This is a genomic window from Clostridium sp. LY3-2, from assembly GCF_024705715.1.
In the GTDB taxonomy this organism is placed as follows: Bacteria; Bacillota; Clostridia; order Clostridiales; family Clostridiaceae; genus Clostridium.
Genome location: NZ_JAMDLQ010000015.1, coordinates 137,002 through 153,747 on the forward strand (window position 1 = coordinate 137,002; position 16,746 = coordinate 153,747).

The 16,746-nt window shown below is 28.7% G+C and carries 19 protein-coding genes; 5 read left to right on the forward strand and 14 right to left on the reverse strand.

The features are described 5' to 3' along the window. Positions 1 to 3: 3 nt before the first annotated feature. From M4I33_RS05310 to M4I33_RS05320, 3 genes are all read right to left on the reverse strand, one after another. The gene (locus M4I33_RS05310; protein WP_257915840.1) at positions 4 to 804 is read right to left on the reverse strand and encodes a PTS mannose/fructose/sorbose transporter subunit IIC; all 801 of its coding nucleotides are present in this window, start codon (positions 802 to 804) and stop codon (positions 4 to 6) included. Between the two features lie 32 nt (positions 805 to 836). Further along, on the reverse strand, positions 837 to 1,808 hold the full coding sequence (locus tag M4I33_RS05315; protein WP_257915900.1) for a mannose/fructose/sorbose PTS transporter subunit IIA: 972 nt from the start codon (positions 1,806 to 1,808) through the stop codon (positions 837 to 839). Positions 1,809 to 2,278: 470 nt separating this feature from the next. Continuing rightward, positions 2,279 to 2,830 carry a DUF5105 domain-containing protein gene (locus M4I33_RS05320; RefSeq protein ID WP_257915841.1) on the reverse strand — a complete coding sequence of 184 codons (552 nt, stop codon included), beginning with the start codon at positions 2,828 to 2,830 and terminating at the stop codon, positions 2,279 to 2,281. A 201-nt stretch (positions 2,831 to 3,031) separates the two neighbouring features. On the opposite strand from M4I33_RS05320, the gene M4I33_RS05325 reads away from it, so the two are divergent. Then, entirely contained in the window at positions 3,032 to 3,205 is a 174-nt protein-coding gene (locus tag M4I33_RS05325) for a hypothetical protein (protein WP_257915842.1), read from the forward strand. A gap of 155 nt (positions 3,206 to 3,360) precedes the next feature. After that, on the forward strand, positions 3,361 to 3,879 hold the full coding sequence (locus M4I33_RS05330) for an NAD(P)H-dependent oxidoreductase (RefSeq protein WP_257915843.1): 519 nt from the start codon (positions 3,361 to 3,363) through the stop codon (positions 3,877 to 3,879). 104 nt (positions 3,880 to 3,983) lie between these two features. Here M4I33_RS05330 and M4I33_RS05335 read toward each other — a convergent pair whose 3' ends face one another. From M4I33_RS05335 to M4I33_RS05355, 5 genes are all read right to left on the reverse strand, one after another. Then, entirely contained in the window at positions 3,984 to 4,406 is a 423-nt protein-coding gene (locus M4I33_RS05335) for a MarR family winged helix-turn-helix transcriptional regulator (protein WP_257915844.1), read from the reverse strand. A gap of 93 nt (positions 4,407 to 4,499) precedes the next feature. Beyond that, positions 4,500 to 4,658 carry a hypothetical protein gene (locus tag M4I33_RS05340; protein WP_257915845.1) on the reverse strand — a complete coding sequence of 53 codons (159 nt, stop codon included), beginning with the start codon at positions 4,656 to 4,658 and terminating at the stop codon, positions 4,500 to 4,502. Positions 4,659 to 4,835: 177 nt separating this feature from the next. After that, positions 4,836 to 5,057 (reverse strand): DUF2922 domain-containing protein, encoded by a 222-nt coding sequence (locus M4I33_RS05345; RefSeq protein ID WP_194189503.1) that lies wholly within the window; start codon positions 5,055 to 5,057, stop codon positions 4,836 to 4,838. Between the two features lie 48 nt (positions 5,058 to 5,105). Then, entirely contained in the window at positions 5,106 to 5,333 is a 228-nt protein-coding gene (locus tag M4I33_RS05350) for a DUF1659 domain-containing protein (RefSeq protein WP_257915846.1), read from the reverse strand. Positions 5,334 to 5,589: 256 nt separating this feature from the next. Further along, a complete protein-coding gene (locus M4I33_RS05355; RefSeq protein ID WP_257915847.1) occupies positions 5,590 to 6,162 on the reverse strand; it encodes a hypothetical protein in 573 nt (190 codons plus the stop codon). 304 nt (positions 6,163 to 6,466) lie between these two features. Between M4I33_RS05355 and M4I33_RS05360 the strand changes: the two genes are divergently transcribed. After that, the gene (locus tag M4I33_RS05360) at positions 6,467 to 7,585 is read left to right on the forward strand and encodes an HRDC domain-containing protein (RefSeq protein ID WP_257915848.1); all 1,119 of its coding nucleotides are present in this window, start codon (positions 6,467 to 6,469) and stop codon (positions 7,583 to 7,585) included. Between the two features lie 47 nt (positions 7,586 to 7,632). Here the strand turns inward: M4I33_RS05360 and M4I33_RS05365 are convergent, their stop codons facing one another. Next, positions 7,633 to 7,995, reverse strand: coding sequence for a hypothetical protein (locus M4I33_RS05365; RefSeq protein WP_257915849.1), 363 nt, complete (start codon positions 7,993 to 7,995; stop codon positions 7,633 to 7,635). A 133-nt stretch (positions 7,996 to 8,128) separates the two neighbouring features. Here M4I33_RS05365 and M4I33_RS05370 point away from each other — a divergent pair, with 133 nt between their 5' ends. Next, the gene (locus M4I33_RS05370) at positions 8,129 to 8,695 is read left to right on the forward strand and encodes a hypothetical protein (RefSeq protein WP_257915850.1); all 567 of its coding nucleotides are present in this window, start codon (positions 8,129 to 8,131) and stop codon (positions 8,693 to 8,695) included. A gap of 70 nt (positions 8,696 to 8,765) precedes the next feature. Here the strand turns inward: M4I33_RS05370 and tdc are convergent, their stop codons facing one another. From tdc to brnQ, 5 genes are all read right to left on the reverse strand, one after another. Next, positions 8,766 to 10,628, reverse strand: a complete 1,863-nt coding sequence (gene tdc, locus M4I33_RS05375) for a tyrosine decarboxylase (RefSeq protein ID WP_257915851.1) — start codon at positions 10,626 to 10,628, stop codon at positions 8,766 to 8,768. A gap of 13 nt (positions 10,629 to 10,641) precedes the next feature. Continuing rightward, complete coding sequence (tyrP, locus tag M4I33_RS05380; protein WP_257915852.1) at positions 10,642 to 12,045, reverse strand: tyrosine-tyramine antiporter; 1,404 nt, start codon at positions 12,043 to 12,045, stop codon at positions 10,642 to 10,644. Positions 12,046 to 12,534: 489 nt separating this feature from the next. Beyond that, the gene (locus M4I33_RS05385) at positions 12,535 to 13,497 is read right to left on the reverse strand and encodes a YafY family protein (protein WP_257915853.1); all 963 of its coding nucleotides are present in this window, start codon (positions 13,495 to 13,497) and stop codon (positions 12,535 to 12,537) included. 103 nt (positions 13,498 to 13,600) lie between these two features. Next, positions 13,601 to 14,017: a hypothetical protein gene (locus M4I33_RS05390; protein WP_257915854.1), complete on the reverse strand. Its 417-nt coding sequence runs from the start codon at positions 14,015 to 14,017 to the stop codon at positions 13,601 to 13,603. A gap of 124 nt (positions 14,018 to 14,141) precedes the next feature. Next, positions 14,142 to 15,428 (reverse strand): branched-chain amino acid transport system II carrier protein, encoded by a 1,287-nt coding sequence (brnQ, locus tag M4I33_RS05395; RefSeq protein WP_257915855.1) that lies wholly within the window; start codon positions 15,426 to 15,428, stop codon positions 14,142 to 14,144. 433 nt (positions 15,429 to 15,861) lie between these two features. On the opposite strand from brnQ, the gene M4I33_RS05400 reads away from it, so the two are divergent. Beyond that, the gene (locus tag M4I33_RS05400; RefSeq protein WP_257915856.1) at positions 15,862 to 16,677 is read left to right on the forward strand and encodes a hypothetical protein; all 816 of its coding nucleotides are present in this window, start codon (positions 15,862 to 15,864) and stop codon (positions 16,675 to 16,677) included. Positions 16,678 to 16,746: the final 69 nt, after the last annotated feature.

The following is a 16,746-nucleotide window of genomic DNA, read 5'->3' on the forward strand; positions in this document are numbered from 1 at the left end:
TCTTTAGTAGTTATCGATAATATCACCTACTGGATCCCCAGTATTTGTATTACCGCCTGAACCACCTTTTTTACTAAGTGCTAAGTAGATAAGTGCTAAAGATACACCGATTGCACCAAGTCCAATAAGAGTGATTTCTGTAACAGTTGCTAAAACGAAACCAATTGCAAAGAATGGCCAAACTTCTTTTGTTGCCATCATGTTTATTACCATTGCATAACCAACAGCAACAACCATTCCACCACCAACAGCTAAACCTGCTGTTAACCAAGCTGGCATAGAGTTAAGTAATGCTTTGATTGGTTCTGCACCGATTAAGATAATAAGTCCAGCTGGGATTGCTATACGAAGCCCTTGAAGACAGATAGCAATTATGTGCCACATTTCTACTTTTCTTATGTTACCTTCTTTAGCAGCTGCGTCCATTAAATGAACAAATGCAGTAGCTATAGTACGAACTATGATAGTTAATAATAAACCTGCAACAGCTAATGGAATAGCTATAGCTATAGCTGAATCAACACCTGCTGTGCCTTGACCACCTAAAACTAAAATAATTGCAGATGCAACAGATGCAAGTGCTGCATCAGGTGCAACAGCTGCACCAATGTTTGCCCAACCTAAGGCTATCATTTGAAGTGTACCACCTAAGATTAAACAAGGAACTAAGTTTCCTGTAACTAATCCGATTAAAGTACACGCTATTACTGGTTGATGGAATTGGAATTCATCTAATATCCCTTCAACACCTGCTATAAACGCTATAATAATAACTAATGTAATTTGAAAAAAATTTAAATCCACGACCTTAATCCTCCTTTTAAATTAAAATATGATTACTTTAATTTATTTAATTCTTCTTGTGCTTTTTTTAGGATATCGTCCATCTTTCCTTTATCATCATTTGGGACTTTACGAACATCAAATGTAAGTCCTGCTTCTTTAAGCTTAGAAAAAGTATCAATATCTTTTTGACTAAATGCAAGTACTTTGTTTGGTTGAACTTTTCCAGGTGAGTGTGCCATAGATCCAACATTTACGACCTTTATAGGAACTCCCCCTTCTACTGCTCTTAGTAAATCTTGTGGATTTTCAAAAAGAAGTAGTGCTTTTTGCCCTCCAAAGTGCTTATCGTCTTTTGCAAGCTTAATCATTTGTTCCACAGGAACAACGTGAGCTTTAACCCCTGGTGGAGCTGCTTGTTGTATTAACTTTTTACGAAGCGCATCTCTAGAAACATCATCAGAAACAACAATAATTCTTGTTGGATGTGTTGCCTTTGTCCAAGCTGTAGCAACTTGACCATGAAGTAAACGAGAATCTATACGTGCTAAAACGTATTCGAAAGATCCAGGAGCTCCTGAATTAGATTTTTCACTAGCACTTTCTTGTGCTTTTTCTACTACTTCTAACTCTTCTGGTTTGATCTTAATTCCTTCTCTAGAAGGATTTAGGATATTTTTTGCAATTTCGTGTGCTGAGTCCATTGAAAAACGAGATCCAAAAGCTTCAATTACCATAGGTAAGTTCATACCAGCTACGATTGCCCATTTGTCTTTGTGTTCTTCAAATAAGCTGTTTGCTTGGTTAAATGGAGTCCCTCCCCAAAGGTCTACTAAAAATAAAACCTCTTCTGAATTTTCAAATGATGCAATTGCATCTTCCATCTTTTTCCTGATATCATCAGGTCCTTCACTTGGCATTAAAGTAACCGCTTTAACGTTTTCTTGTTCACCGAAAATCATTGAAGACGATTGCAGAATACCTTTGGCGAATTCTCCGTGACTTGCAAGAATAATTCCTACCATCATATCTCCCTCCTATTACTCACTTAAACTTTATTTAAAATTAAAATTGCAATTTTAAACAAAATTTACATATTTGAATTTTATCACTTTTTTTATGCATAAGTACATTTTTCTACAATATGTTACAAATTGTTAATCTTTTACTAAACCATTATTTTAAGTAAATTTTATCTGAAAGTACATATAATCTACTTTATGCCTTTTTGATGTTTAGTAAACGTTTAGTAAACGTTTTTTAACAATTTGTTAATAAAATAACTTGCAAAAAAATACAATTTTAGGATTTATTTTTATGCACAAATTTTGAAATTACTTTCATAACACCTTGTGAAAAACTCCTTTTTCAGAAAAAATTTTCAATATTTTGCTTTAAGTTTTCCTCAATATAAAAATTTCTCTCTAAAAGGAAATTTTAAAAGACTATAGTGTATTTAATCTATAGTCTTTCCTAATTATTTATTTATTATTTTTTATTTTTTATTTGGCATTTGAGCCTTTCCTAATACAACATTCATTAATCCATCATCTGTTTGGATTTTCCATTCATTGTCTTTTTTAGTTAAATGAATTTCTCCACTTCTCTCGTCTGTAGGTGGATTTTTAAATTCTTCTTGTAACATCTTTTCCATTTCTGCATCTGTTACTTGTTTTCCACTAAATGCAGCTTGCATAGCTTGAGAGATAAATTTTAACATCATTTGAGAAATATTAGGTCCTTTTACAGTAACATTAACTGTTGCATTATCTCCATCTATTTTCTCTGAAGTAGCTTTACCGTCTATTTGTTTAATTACGTTTGTCATAGCTTTTTCAGTATCTTTAGATACCTCTTTACCGTCTTTAGTTTCTCCAGTTTTAACCTTATCTTCTATAAGATCGTTTAATTCTGAGTTATCACCTTTTTTAATTTCGCTGAAATACTCATTTACAACATCAGTTGGCGTTTTAGTTCCACAAGCAACAAGCCCTAAAGCTAATATACCAATAAGAACTACAGCCGTTAACTTTTTAAGATTTTTCATTTGCTCTTACCCCTTATCATTTATTTATAAAGTATCTAAATAATTTTACACTAAAGCTTTATATAAATTTGTCATACTTTGTCTAAATCTAGTTTAATTATCAATTTGTTAATAATTTTTTCATTCTTCTACCGAACATATGTTCTATATTTTAACTTTCTAGGTTATAATATAATTAATAAATTATTTTGAGGTGTTTAAATGATTGATTTAAATTTAGTATTTTCTAATGATGATTTATTTTTAAAACATATATATTTCGAAGAAATAGATCTACAAAGATTATTAGATAAAATAGAGAAATCTAACTTCAAAGATAAAGATTTATCTTTAAAACTTTTAGGTAAATTAATAGATAATTATAGTCTTCTTTAATGTTTATAAAAAAATTTTAAAATAATACTTGCATAAACAAGTATATTGTCTTATAATAAATTTAAAATTACTTGCATGAACAAGTATTGCTTTTTAAAAATCGGCCGAATCTAAAAAGTAAAAAAACAAAATTAAAGAAAAGAGGATTTTAACAAATGAAAACATTAGTAATATTAACACACCCAAATATAGAAAAATCAAGAATAAACAAGGCATGGATGACTCGTTTAGAAAGTGAAGAAAACATAACAATCCATAATATTTATAAAGAATACCCTGATATGAAAATCGATGTAAAGAAAGAACAAGAATTAGTAGAAGCACACGACAGAATAGTATTCGAATTCCCATTCTACTGGTATAATGCTCCTGCATTATTAAAGATGTGGCAAGACGAAGTATTTGCTTTTGGCTTCTCACACGGACCAAACGGAGATAAATTAAAAGGAAAAGAATTTATGTTAGCAATATCAGCTGGAGGTCAAGAAGAGTCTTATAGAGCTGGTGGAATGCAAAGATTTACTATAAGTGAATTAACTAAAACTTTTGAAAATATGGCAAGCTTCACAAAAATGAATTACAGACCTGCGTTTGTAGCATATGATGCACACAACTTAACAGATGAAAAAGTTAAAGAAAGTGCAGAAGCTTTAGCTAATTTATTAACTAAATAATATATTTTAAATTTTGTCCAAAAAAAATAAAATTTCTCATAATTAACTTCTAATTAACTAATATAAAAATAGGATGCTTTTAATCTTTAAAAGCATCCTATTTTTTATTTATTTAAATTTTCTTTTATCGTATTTAATAATTCTACGCCTTGCATTATTTGCTCTTCGTTAAGGCCATTAGTCGTTTGAACTAAACATTCATTAATTAACTTTAAAACTGGTTCCTTTAAAGAAGCTCCTCTTTCTGTTAGTTCAATCCTATTTATCCTTTTATCTTTAAGACAAACTCTTTTTACTATAAGCTCATTTTTTATAAGAGTATTAATAATTCTAGAAGTACTAGCCTGATCCCTGTTAGTTAACATAGCTAAATGGCATTGAGACAAGCTATTTGTATTCCATAAATTATTTAAGATAGTGTATTGTTCAAAAGTGATTTCTATCCCGTTTTCTTTAAATTTACGAGTTATGCTATTTGATATAAGTTTTTCTGTTTCGTTTATAAGTAGTGCCAAGTTTTCAATCATTTTATCACCTTTTTTTATTTTTTATCTTTATATGATTATACCACAAACTAGCTTAAATATTAAAAAACTTGCAGAATTGTTTCTGCAAGTTTTTTACCAGAAGATTCCCCTCTTAGTCATCTCTTTTTGAGCTAACTCTATAGCTTTTGGTTCCTCTTTTTCTACTGCTTTTTTATGATAATCTTTAAGTTCTTCATCTTTTAACTCTTTAAGTTTATTTTTGATTTTTTCCTCTTCACTTTTAAAACTCATAAAAATCATCTCCCATCCTTTTATAAGTAAAATTATATCAAATATCTTTTCATATAATTTAGAAGTTAACAATTGTTATTTGAATGTTTTATCTTGTAGATTTTTATTAATATACTCTTTGTAAGAAGTTATATAAAAAAAATAGCCTGCAAAAATTTTGCAAGCTATTTTTAAAATTTAAATTATCTCTACTTTTGTAGTTTCTTCTGTGATGATTTCTGCCCCAAGCTTTTTAGTAACTTTACCGCCAGTAGTTACAAAAACATCATTAGACACTATAGCATCCATAGCTCTATTTATCTGCTCTTTTGTTAAGTCTGTTTTGATCTCCCTGATTCTTAAATTAAACTTTTTCCCAGACTCATTTTCAAACCCCATTACTAAAGACTTTTCTAACATATAAAACTTCCCCCTTTTTATTAATTTATTTTGCCTATCTTTTGATACTTAAGCTTCTTCTTCTAAAAGTACACTGTCTTCTTCGACTGTAAGTTCTGATAACGGAAATGCTATTAAACTAGCTATCTCTGAAGCTACAGCGTAAAGCTCTTCTTTAGTAGCTGAAAGGTTAAGATTACTAAATCTTTGAGATTTAATTATATCCTTCCCATTTTCGTTTTGCCCCTTTAAATAAGCGACTTTTAAGCTTGCCCCATTCACTATTTTTGATACCATATCTATCAACTCCTTTCATCTACTAAATATGCAAAAGGAGTTCTTAAATAGAAAAAATATATAAAAAAATCAGAAAAAAGGTAACGGTGTGTCCGAAGCACCATTACCCTTTTCTGCGATATAAGTTATCCTAGTTACTATCAGTAAATATTTTAACCATATTTTATTCTTTTATACATAATTTATATAAGCTTATCTTAAATAGAATATTGCAATAAAAAAGACAATGGCAATTTGCCATTGTCTTATATTCTAATTAAAAACATTTTTTGCAAGGTTCATACCCTTGTGCTTTAGCTTTTTCTGAATCTGTACTCCAACTAGTTTTAGTGTTTCCGCATTTTGGAATCCTATGATATTTCTTACCTGTTGCAGTTAAATAAACTGTTTGTCCTTTTTTAGCAGGAGCTTCTACAGTAGTATTTTTCTTTGGTTTGCTAGATTCATTTTTAGAAGAATTACTATTATTTGTAGATGATTTTTTATTGCTTGAACTTGAAGAGTTTGAATTGCTCTTAGTCTCACTTTGGCTCTTCTTAGGAGTAGAAGTTTCTTTTTTAGGTTCCGCCTTTTTAGGCTCCTCTTTTTTTAATTCTTCTTTCTTACTTTCTTCAGAAGATGCGCTATCATCTTTTTTATCATCTTTAACTTCCTGCTTATCTTTTGATTGATCTTCTTGTTTGTCTTTTAAATCAATCTTTTCAGTATTTTCTGTTTGCTGAGTGCTAGGTGCCTCAGTCATTACAGTTTTATCAGAACCACATCCTATTAACGTCCCCGAGAATGCAATTATGATTCCTAAAGTAATTTTTTGTAGCATTTTATTCATTATTCCTCACCTCAGAGGGTATTTTATCATCTTTTTGTATAAATTGTAATATAAACCTTATTTTGTATTATTTTTTTTATTCTTTTATTTATTTTTTTGAACTTGTATTATTAATTTCATAAAATCTCAATAATTATTTTTAATAATATCAATATGTAGTAACTTTATAAATTTTGAATTATTTGTTCTATGTCTTCAATTTTGAAGATATTTATTGGATTTTAATTACAAATAATCTATATATTTGTTATATTTAAAACTTTTTACTATAATATTTATATAAACTTTTATAAGGGAGATAAATATGCTAAAACAATTTCTATTTGGTTCATCAATTAAAGAACCAATATTTTTAAAAGACTTTAAAGATGATAACACTCAACTAAAAGACTTAGAGAATTTGATAAATCAAGTTAAAACAAGTAAGGTTAATCAAATTAAAACTGATTATTACCTTTTGAAATATGGGATTGAAGGTGAAAAAAATATTAGATATGAACTTAACAACTCATTTTTACCTATCCTTGTGTTACATGATATAAGGATAGAAGATGGCGAACACTCAGCTCAAATGGATTATATAATCCTAAACCCATATTTTATTATGATTCTTGAAACTAAAAGATTAACAGGGGATATCTATATTAATGAGTCAGGCGACTTTATAAGAAACTTTAAAACTAAAAATGGTAAGATATATAAGAAGGAAGGAATTTTTAGCCCGATTTCACAAAATGAAAGACATGTTAGAATTCTAAGTAAGATCTTAAAAAAACATAATCTAGTAAATACTTTCCCTATACTTTCTTGTGTTACAATAGCTAATCCTAAAAGTATAGTTACAAAAACAAAAGCCCCAAAACAAATAAAAAGCGGGATAATAAAATATGATCAGCTTACAAATCACCTAAAGAAAACAATAGATACATATAAAAAGAAAAGTGCATTTGATATGCCTGATAAAAAGCTATATTTTATAGCAGACTTTTTAAAGGAAAATAATAAACCTGTTAAAATAGACTATAATTCAAAATATTCTTTAACTAAAGAAGACTTTGAAGAAAATTTACCTACTAATACTTCTTTAAACCCTTTTCCATTTAATAACGATTTAAATTTTAAATCTGCAATTATAGAAATTAATGAATCTGAGGCAAAAACTGAAATAGAAGGTATTTCTAGCCCTAATGAAATAAAAACTAAAAAAAATGATATAAATTTTCTTAGAAATAAACTAAAAGATTATAGACTTCAAAAATCAAAAGAAGAAAAGGTAGCAGCCTTTTATATTTTCAATAATAAAACTTTAGAAGCACTCCTTAATACTTTGCCAAAAACTAAAGAAGATCTTCTAAAAATCCAAGGTCTTGGACCAGTTAAAGTAGAAAAATACGGTCAAGCTATCTTAGATATCCTTAAATAAAATAAAGCCAAAGAGAAATAATATATCTATTCTCTCTGGCTTTTAACTTATAATATATATTCATCTATTATTTTATCTATAGTGCTTCCTCCGCCCTTGCTTCCCCTAAACTCTTTAATAAAACCTTCACTAAAATATGCCCTTAGATTATAGCTATTCCCGTCACAAATTCTAAATATATCATCATCACTTATACCACTTTCGATATAATCATTAACCTTATTAAATAGTTCTATTATTTCTCCCTTTTCTTTAAAGTAAGTTCTTTCTTCAATTATCTCTTTTGTTTGAGATTTAGAGTATTTGTAATTTATATTCCCATCTAAATCAATATCGTATTGATTAGTTTTAAAATTTTCTACCTTACCTGTGCCCTTATCTATTATCTTTATTCTTAGCTTTTCTATCATTATTTTTCCTCACCTTTAAAAATCTAAAATTATATTTTTTAGTTTATTTAACTATAATTTTACCTCTTCTACTCTTAAATATCTAACTTTAATCATACAATTAAAAGTGGTAACAATAATTAGGAGCATAAAAATGAAAAAAACTATTTCCACTTTACTTATCTTTCTTCTTTGTATAAGTTTAATTTCTTGTACTAACGAATCTACTGTTTCTTATAAATACGATTCTAAAGATGATGAAATTATTCTTAAAGAAAAAGACAAACCTAAAGTTACTAAAGATAAATCATCTAAAAAAGATGAGAAAAAGACTTCTAACGAAGAAAAAACTATAGATACTAAATTAGAAAAAGCTTGGAAAAATCAAAAGTTTTTAGATACAGATAGTAAAGGCCGTAATCTTTACGAATCTGAACCTAATTTTTGTGACGAAGCAGAAGCTCTTTCTTTTCCTATTAAATATCAATTTTATTATAGTGATGATATTGCACTTGGTGCTAGTATAAAGATTTGTTTTAAAACTATAGGAAAAGATACTATATTAGATTCTCAAAAAGAAGAAGTTTGGAATTTAATTTTAGATTTCAATAAGAGAAATCCAAAAAATATACTAAAGAGCGTGTATTTCTATAATTTAGATAATACTGCAAATGAAAGGTATCATTTTAATTATACTAATAATTGTTATATTCAAAGTTAAAAAAGGAATCTCTAATTAGCAAATTCTTTTATTGCTAAATTGAGATTCCTTTTATTTATAACCCTAAAACCTATCTTACGTCATAAATTTTGTTTAATTTTTCTAAAATAGCTGAATCTATTTTTTCCATATATTCATTGAATGTGTCCATATTTCCTAAGAATGGTGAAAGCACGCAAGCTCTTAGTAATGTAACTTTACCTTCTTTATCCCACTCTTCCCTGCTCATACCACAGCTGTGAACAAAGTGGAATGGAGAGTCACCGTAATCTGGTTTAGCAAAATCAGTGTGTGATGTTATAAAATCATTTGCATAAAGTCCGCCACTTACAAATGAAGCTTCATCATACATATCGTGATTTAACTTATTCATTATTTTTAAGTCTTTATTTCCTTCTTCATTAAATACGAAGTCAACCATATTAAAGTCTGGTCTGATTAAAGTATGCATAATAACCTTTTTGTCTCCAACTCTAAATGATTTTCCATTAAAGTGATTATAAAGATTAAATGCCCCTTCTATACTAGCTCCCATAAGTTTACCGTATCCAGTTATATTAAGTGGTAAAACTTTATGTGCTGTCCAAACTGCTGCAGCTGTTGCACCTGCTTTTGAACCTTCAAGCATAAATGCTCCTAGTAATGCTGGTATATTCATTCCTTTTTCAAATACGTAAGTTGCAAAGTAAGATATTGAATCTCTCATTCTCTTATCTTTTATTACTATACCACCTGCTGAATAAGGAATATATCCCATTTTGTGAGGGTCTATTGTAATACTATCAGCCTTACTCATAGCTTTATAAGCTTCGTAAGTTTCGTTTGTTGGCCAAGCGTCTGCTGTAGCTTCATTTTCGAATACACCATATTCTAAATATTTTGCTTTTAATTCATCTTTTTCTATAAATTTATCATTTTCATCTAAGAATATAGCTCTTGAGTATCCGCCATAAGCTGCATCTACGTGAACATAGAATTTGATTCCTTCTTTTGCTAATCTATCTTTAACTTCTATTATTTTGTGGATATCATCGACAGCACCTTCTTCTGTTGAACCTACAACCCCTACAACTCCTAGAGTAGGTATACCTTGTGCTGCAAAATCTCTAATTTTCTTTTCAAGTTCTTCTGTATCCATTCTATATTTTTCATTTACTTTTACAGCTTCGATATTTTCAGTTCCGATACCTATAATATCTGCTGCTTTAAGCCAAGAATAATGCTTAGTTTGTGGAACAAACCATTTACCTAGCTTTCTTATTTTATCTCCACATCCTCTAGCTGAATGTTCTTTTAAATCGTCTAATTTATCAGGTGCTTTAGCTAATAAATCTAAAACTTCTTCTGTAGACATATTTAAAAGTTCCCATTCACTTTTACCTTCTACTAAATTTGGAGTAACTTCTTTCATAGCTAATGGTAATGATTTAATATTTCTTGCATACCATAGTCCTTCTAGGTTTGCAATTGAACCATCTGCACAGATGTGTCCCCAACCTATACCGTCTTCATATCCCATAAGTTTTGCAAACTCTAAACCTACTTCCTCTTCCATTTCTGAAGTTCCTGGTGAAGATTCATACGCAACGTTATTTCCGTTATAAAGCATTGCTGCAAAATATCCAAGTAATGCTGGCATTAAAGTTTCTGAATTCATGTGTCCTAAAAATCTAGGTGAATGCCAAGGTAATGATTTTGATCTTAATTTTACTGAAAGTTCTGTTAAGACTTCCTCCATTTTATCTGAAGTTTCTAAATAATCCTTTTGTCTTTTATCAGTATTTTTTATAATTGGCATATCCTCTGGATGATAGTTTTTTCTCCATTCACTATGGTCCTCAAAAAGTTCTACTAAATGTTTTTCAAAGAACTCTGTATTCTCTGATTTTGGTCCTAAAAATAATGCTTTTAAGTTTAAATCTTTTCCACTCATTTTAATCTCTCCTTTAATTTTCTTTTTTCCAACTTGGTTTTCTACAAGCAAAAATTATTAAAGCTATACCTACTGATACTATTGTTCCTATTACTTGGAATGCTACATAAAAAGTTGGGTCTGGTGTTCCACTTGGTGGAATTAATCCAACTATTATTGTTAATAAAATTCCAATTAACGCCAAACTAGCTGTAAACCACATTAAACCATTTCCTTTTGAACCTAGTCTAAATGTTCTCTTAACATCAGCTCTTGTATATCTTAATTTAATAGCAGATAAAGCAATTAAAATGTAAACTATACAATAAAGGATTGTTGTAGTTACAGTAATCATATAAAATGCACTGTTAACATCCTTTGTAAATAAATAAGCTAATGATATTACTGAAATTACTGTAGCTTGGATCAATACTATAGTTAGTGGCGCTCCATTTTTACTTCTCTTTTGAAATACTTTTGGTAAATTACCTTCTTCAGCGACTTTTATCATAGCTTTTGATGGACCTAATACCCAAGCACTAAGTTGTGCTAGTACACCAATAGCTATCATAGCTGAAATGATATTATTAAATATCTTTGGTATTCCTAAACTCTCACAGTATATAACAAACGGTTGAGTTATATTAGATAACTCCATTTGTCCTTTTGGCACTGCGTTTGCAACAGTTAACCCTGCAATTAAGTTGAAAATTACAAGTAAAATTACTGATCCTATAACGGCTATTGGATAATTCTTTTTAGGATTTTCAATATTATTTGCATGAACTGATGATATTTCAACTCCTGCAAAGATAAATATAATTCCTGTAAAATAAGATAAGCTTCCTAGCTTACTAAAGTCTGGGAAGACCTTACTCATAGAAAATGCTCCTAAATAACCGTTAGGATTAATACCATTTTTAAATAAATAAGCTAGTCCTAGAATAACTAAAGCTAAAAACGGTACGTATACTCCAATAACTGCTCCTAAATTACCTACTACTTTAACCATATCAAATTTTAAATTTAATAAAGTTACTAACCAATATGAAATAACTATAACAAAAAATATAAATATATTATTTTGAGATAAAACTGGATCGTTTATAACGTATCCAATTAAAACACCAACTGTAGATGCAACCATAACCATTCCAAAGAACATTTGAACCCATAAAAGCCATGAAGTTACAAAACCCCATTTGTCTCCAAATGCCTCTCTCACCCAAACTTGAGGACCACCTTCTTCTGGCCACCCAGTTGCAAGTTCTGCTGCAATTAAAGAAATTGGAATAGCAAATAATATAACAGCACCAATTAAATATGAAATTTGCGTCCACCCGTTAATTGCTAAGGTTGGTACACTTCTAACTGTGCCGAAAAATGCCATTGTTATACCAATCAGTTGAAAAAGTGTTAGTTTTTTCACACTACTCATATAAACTACTTCCCTTCATATTAAGTTTTATTTATTTTAAATAATCAGTATTTTACTCTCCTTTCTTTAAATCGTTTACATTTCTATTTTTTGAAATATTGATTATTTAAATTCCACCCATTTAATTTTGTCCCTACCTCTTTACACCTCCATAATATACCCATTAAATTCTATGTCAAATAACATCCTTTATTTTATAAATTTATTTATTAACTTTATGATTAATTTTTAAATACATTTTTTTCTACTTAATCAAATTAAAGCTAAATTTAGAATTTTCAAAATAAATTCCCTAACCTTTACGAATTATTTTTTTAGGTAATTTTATATAATTAAGTACGTATCGATTTTTTTATTCGATTCTATATATTTTTATTTGTATTTTAAAAGTAAAATTTTTAAACTTAAAATGAACTTTATTAAACTACTTAATTCCAATTCAATATAAAAAAGTGCGATGTTTTTAAACACCGCATTATTTTTATATTATTAATATAATTTATTCATTTTTAAAACTTCTTCTTTCATCTTATCAACCATCTTTGACGGTGATAAAACTTTTACGTTTTTACCTTGACTTAAGAACCATTTTTTTATTCCATCACCTAAAACTTCTACTTTAATAACTTTCTTGTCTAAGTCTTCTAATATTACTTCTGCTGTAGGGAGCTTATCTAGAACCGATTCCACTGATTCTCCATAATATTCAAAAACAATTCTTTGCACTTTTCCACCTAGAGTGTATTGAGCCTTCTTTCTTAGTTCACCGTCATCTATCTTTTTGTTATCTTCTAATATAAACGGCTTGTCTAACTCTTTATAGTCTATTATTTTATCTATCCTATAAACATTAGCACTTACGTAATCATTAAAATCGGCAAGGAGATAAAAATAGTATTCCGAAAAAATTATAGATATCGGCTTTACCTTTTTATCAATTATACTTCCATCATCTTTTTTATATATAATATTTGTCACTTTTCTATGTTTGATGCATTCACTTAAATCCCAAATTTTATCTATAAGTGGTTCCTTATGTGATAATTCAACATAATTGATCTTCTCATTCCCTATAATCTCAATTATGTGCTTCTTTTGAGCATCACTTGCAATATTTAATAATCCCTTAGATAGCAACTCCATTTCTTCTTTGCAAAAGGCTCTACTCTCTAAAAGAACCTTTATCAAAGCTAATATACTCTTAGTATTTAGCCCGTCATAGCAGCTTTCTAGTATGTATCCTTTTTTAGATTTATCATAGTTAATATTGTTTTCACCAAGCTTTGTTATATTCTCAGTAAAATAACACCTGATATCTTCTATATCTCTTTGGATTGTTTTTTCATTTACATTATATATGTCTGCTAGCTCTTTCTTATTTAGGATTTCATTTTTTAAAAATCTATTGTAAATATCTAAAACTCTTTTAACTTTCTTATCTTTAGGTTCCAAATATCTCCCCCCGTTTCAATATATATTATATATATTTACATGGACATATCTTGTCTATTTTAATATATTTGGCAACTTATTAAAAATCCTAGTCTAGTTATATTTAAATGTCTTCTTTTAATAAAAGTTCCTTATTAACTACCACTATCTCAGGTATCAGAATTGTTTTTTCTTTATCATCTAGTAAAAGTAATTTCTCTTTAATTAAAATCTTTAAGCTCTTCTTTATATTTGATATATTCCTTAAATCTTTTTCATTTAATTCTATTCCATCTTTATAGTTAAGCTTCATAAAATTAATATACCCTAATATTTCTTTTTCTTTTCCATCTATTAATTTTATTAAGTTATAGAGCAAGTTTTTTTCTAGCTCGTTTAAAGCATTAATCGAATTAAATAATCTAATGTATATATCGACTCCTAAAGGATGTTTCTTTATTTCATTTTGCATCTTTTCTAATTCTATCTTATAATTTGAAACACCATTTAAATCATTCTTTTTTATCTTTAGTCTATTCATCTAATCCCTCCTCTCACTCCCTATTTAATTATATTTATTGTTTTGGACAAATTTTGTCCATTTGCAAATGTTTTTTCAAGAAATAAAAAAAATCTGGGCTAAAAGCCCAGATTTAACTACCAATTTAATTATTAAAGTTAATTTTAGTGTTTGGAACTTTGCTTCTAAATACTATTGTAGCAAATAATCCACCTAAAATTGCAGGTACAACCCAATTTAATCCTAGTCCTGATAAAGGAAGTTTGTTTACAAACTCAAAGTTTAATCCATAATTATTTAAAACTGTTAAAAGACTAATTATAAGAGTTGCATAAGCTGCACCTTTATAGGTTACATCTTTAGTAAATACACCTTTAAATAAGTTCATAACAACTAATACTATTGATACTGGATAAATTAAACTTAATATAGGTACTGCAATTTGAATTATAGTATCTACACCTAAGTTTGACATAACTGCACTGAATAAACAAATAATAATAACTATAACCTGGTACTTTAATTTTCCTTTAGTTACATCTTCAAAATATTTAGCTGTAACTGAAGTTAACCCTACGGCTGTAGTTAAACAAGCAAATCCTACTACTATAGCAAGTATCATAGTACCTGTTGTACCTAATAATTTATGTGTGATGTTTACTAATAAAGCTGTTTGAGAAACACTTGTATCATATAATCCTGAAGCTGTCGCTCCTAAATAAGTAAGCCCCCCATAAACTAAAGCAAGTCCAACACAAGCTATAAGGGCTGCTTTAGTTGTAAGTCCTAGTAATTCGTTATTTCCGTATCCCTTATTTCTAAAAGCAGTAATAACAAGTGCAACTATTCCCCCTATCCCTAATGCGTCCATCGTTTGATATCCTTGAGTTAATCCTGTAACAAATAACTCATTAGAACCTACATTTTCTAATGTACCTATAGGTGAAACTATTCCTTTTATAATTAAAAATGCTAATGCTATAAGTAATATCGGTGTTAAAAACTTTCCTATTATGTCCATAACTTTATTTGGCTTAATGCTTAAAATTAGTACTAAAATAAAGAAGATTATTGAAAATACCATAGGATTAAATCCACCAAATAAAGGTTTTATACTCATTTCAAATGTTGTTGCTGCTGTTCTTGGAACTACAAGCATAGGTCCAAGGCATAACATCATTAATATTTCTAAAGTTATTCCAAATTTCTTTCCGGCTCTTCCTACAACGCCTTGAAGTGATCCGCTCTTTGCAACAGCTAAAATTGATAAAAATATTATACCAACATCTGCTACTATAAATCCTAAGAAGCTAGTTCCCCAACTGCTCCCTGATGTAAGACCTATAAATGGTGGGAAAATTAAGTTTCCTGCACCAAAAAATATAGAGAAGAGTGCAAATCCAACTATTAATATATCTTTGTTCTTTTTCATAATATAACCCCATCTCTCTGTTTTGAATTAATTTCATTTTTTCCTTTGCTTATTAATAATTCCTTAATAATTATCCACTATTATACTCATTCTTTAAATTTTTTTCAACAATTTTCGATTGATTTGTAAATAAAAAGGCTAAAATTATAAATTTTATAATTTTAACCCTTACCAAATGTTAATCTATTATATTTATTTTTAGATATATTTACTAGAAACTCTGTGCAAAAACAGTATCTCGATTATTTTCATCTTTACTTTTGATATTAAATAATCCTCTGATTTTTAATACTATGTTATATATAGTCTATACTCCCCTACAACATTGTTTCGCTTCTTTGTTGGTATTTTACTAAAATAGCCTGAATAAAGGCACTTTTTTATGTCCATAATCAAAATAACTAAAAAAATCAAAATTTTTCGAGGTGAGATTATGGTACATACATCTACTTGTCCCCATTGCGATTCAAAACACTTTATTAAATACGGTAAATATAGATGCGTCCAAAGATATCAATGCAAGGATTGTCTTAAAACCTTTAACGAAGGAACTGGGCTTGTCTGGCATAATACTAGAAAGAGTGTAGACCTTTGGGATAAATATACTCGTCTTATGCTATCTGGTGCTACTATTAGAGATTGCGCTGATAGATTAAATATTTGTATAGAAACTTCTTTTAGATGGAGACACAAGATACTAAAGCATATAGAAACTTATACTGATTCAAGAAGAACCCATATAGTTACAGCTATGAGACACACTAAATTTTTAGAAAACTTTAAAGGGCAAAAGACTCCTCCCGTTTGCACTATTTCTAGAAGAAAAAACATCTTTGTAGCTACTACTATTAATAAAAATAATTACTCTCTAGCTAAGATATCCTTTGATTCTATGAGCCCTACAAAGGAATCTATAGAGAATTTATTAAATGAATTTAACCCTGTCTTTAATACTTATTTCTTGCCAGGAAAAGATAGGTTTTCTTATCTTGTATCAAAGAAATTAAACTACGCTCTTCATAAAAAGAAAGAATTAAAAATTTCTAAAGAAGAAAGTCATATTTTACTTAGTCACTGCTCTGATTTTATATTAAATTTAAGAAGATGGCTTAGAAAATTTAGAAGTGTTGCTACAAAGTATCTACAAGTTTATTTAAATTGGTTCTTGTATATTTACGAAGGATCTTATGAAAAACATACTGTTTTATCTAATTTAATAAGTTCTATTTTTTGTGTAAAAGTTATTTAATTATTCTCAGACTAACCCTTAATATAGGTCTAGCTAAGAGCTTGTCCATCTAACTTCTACTTGTCTACT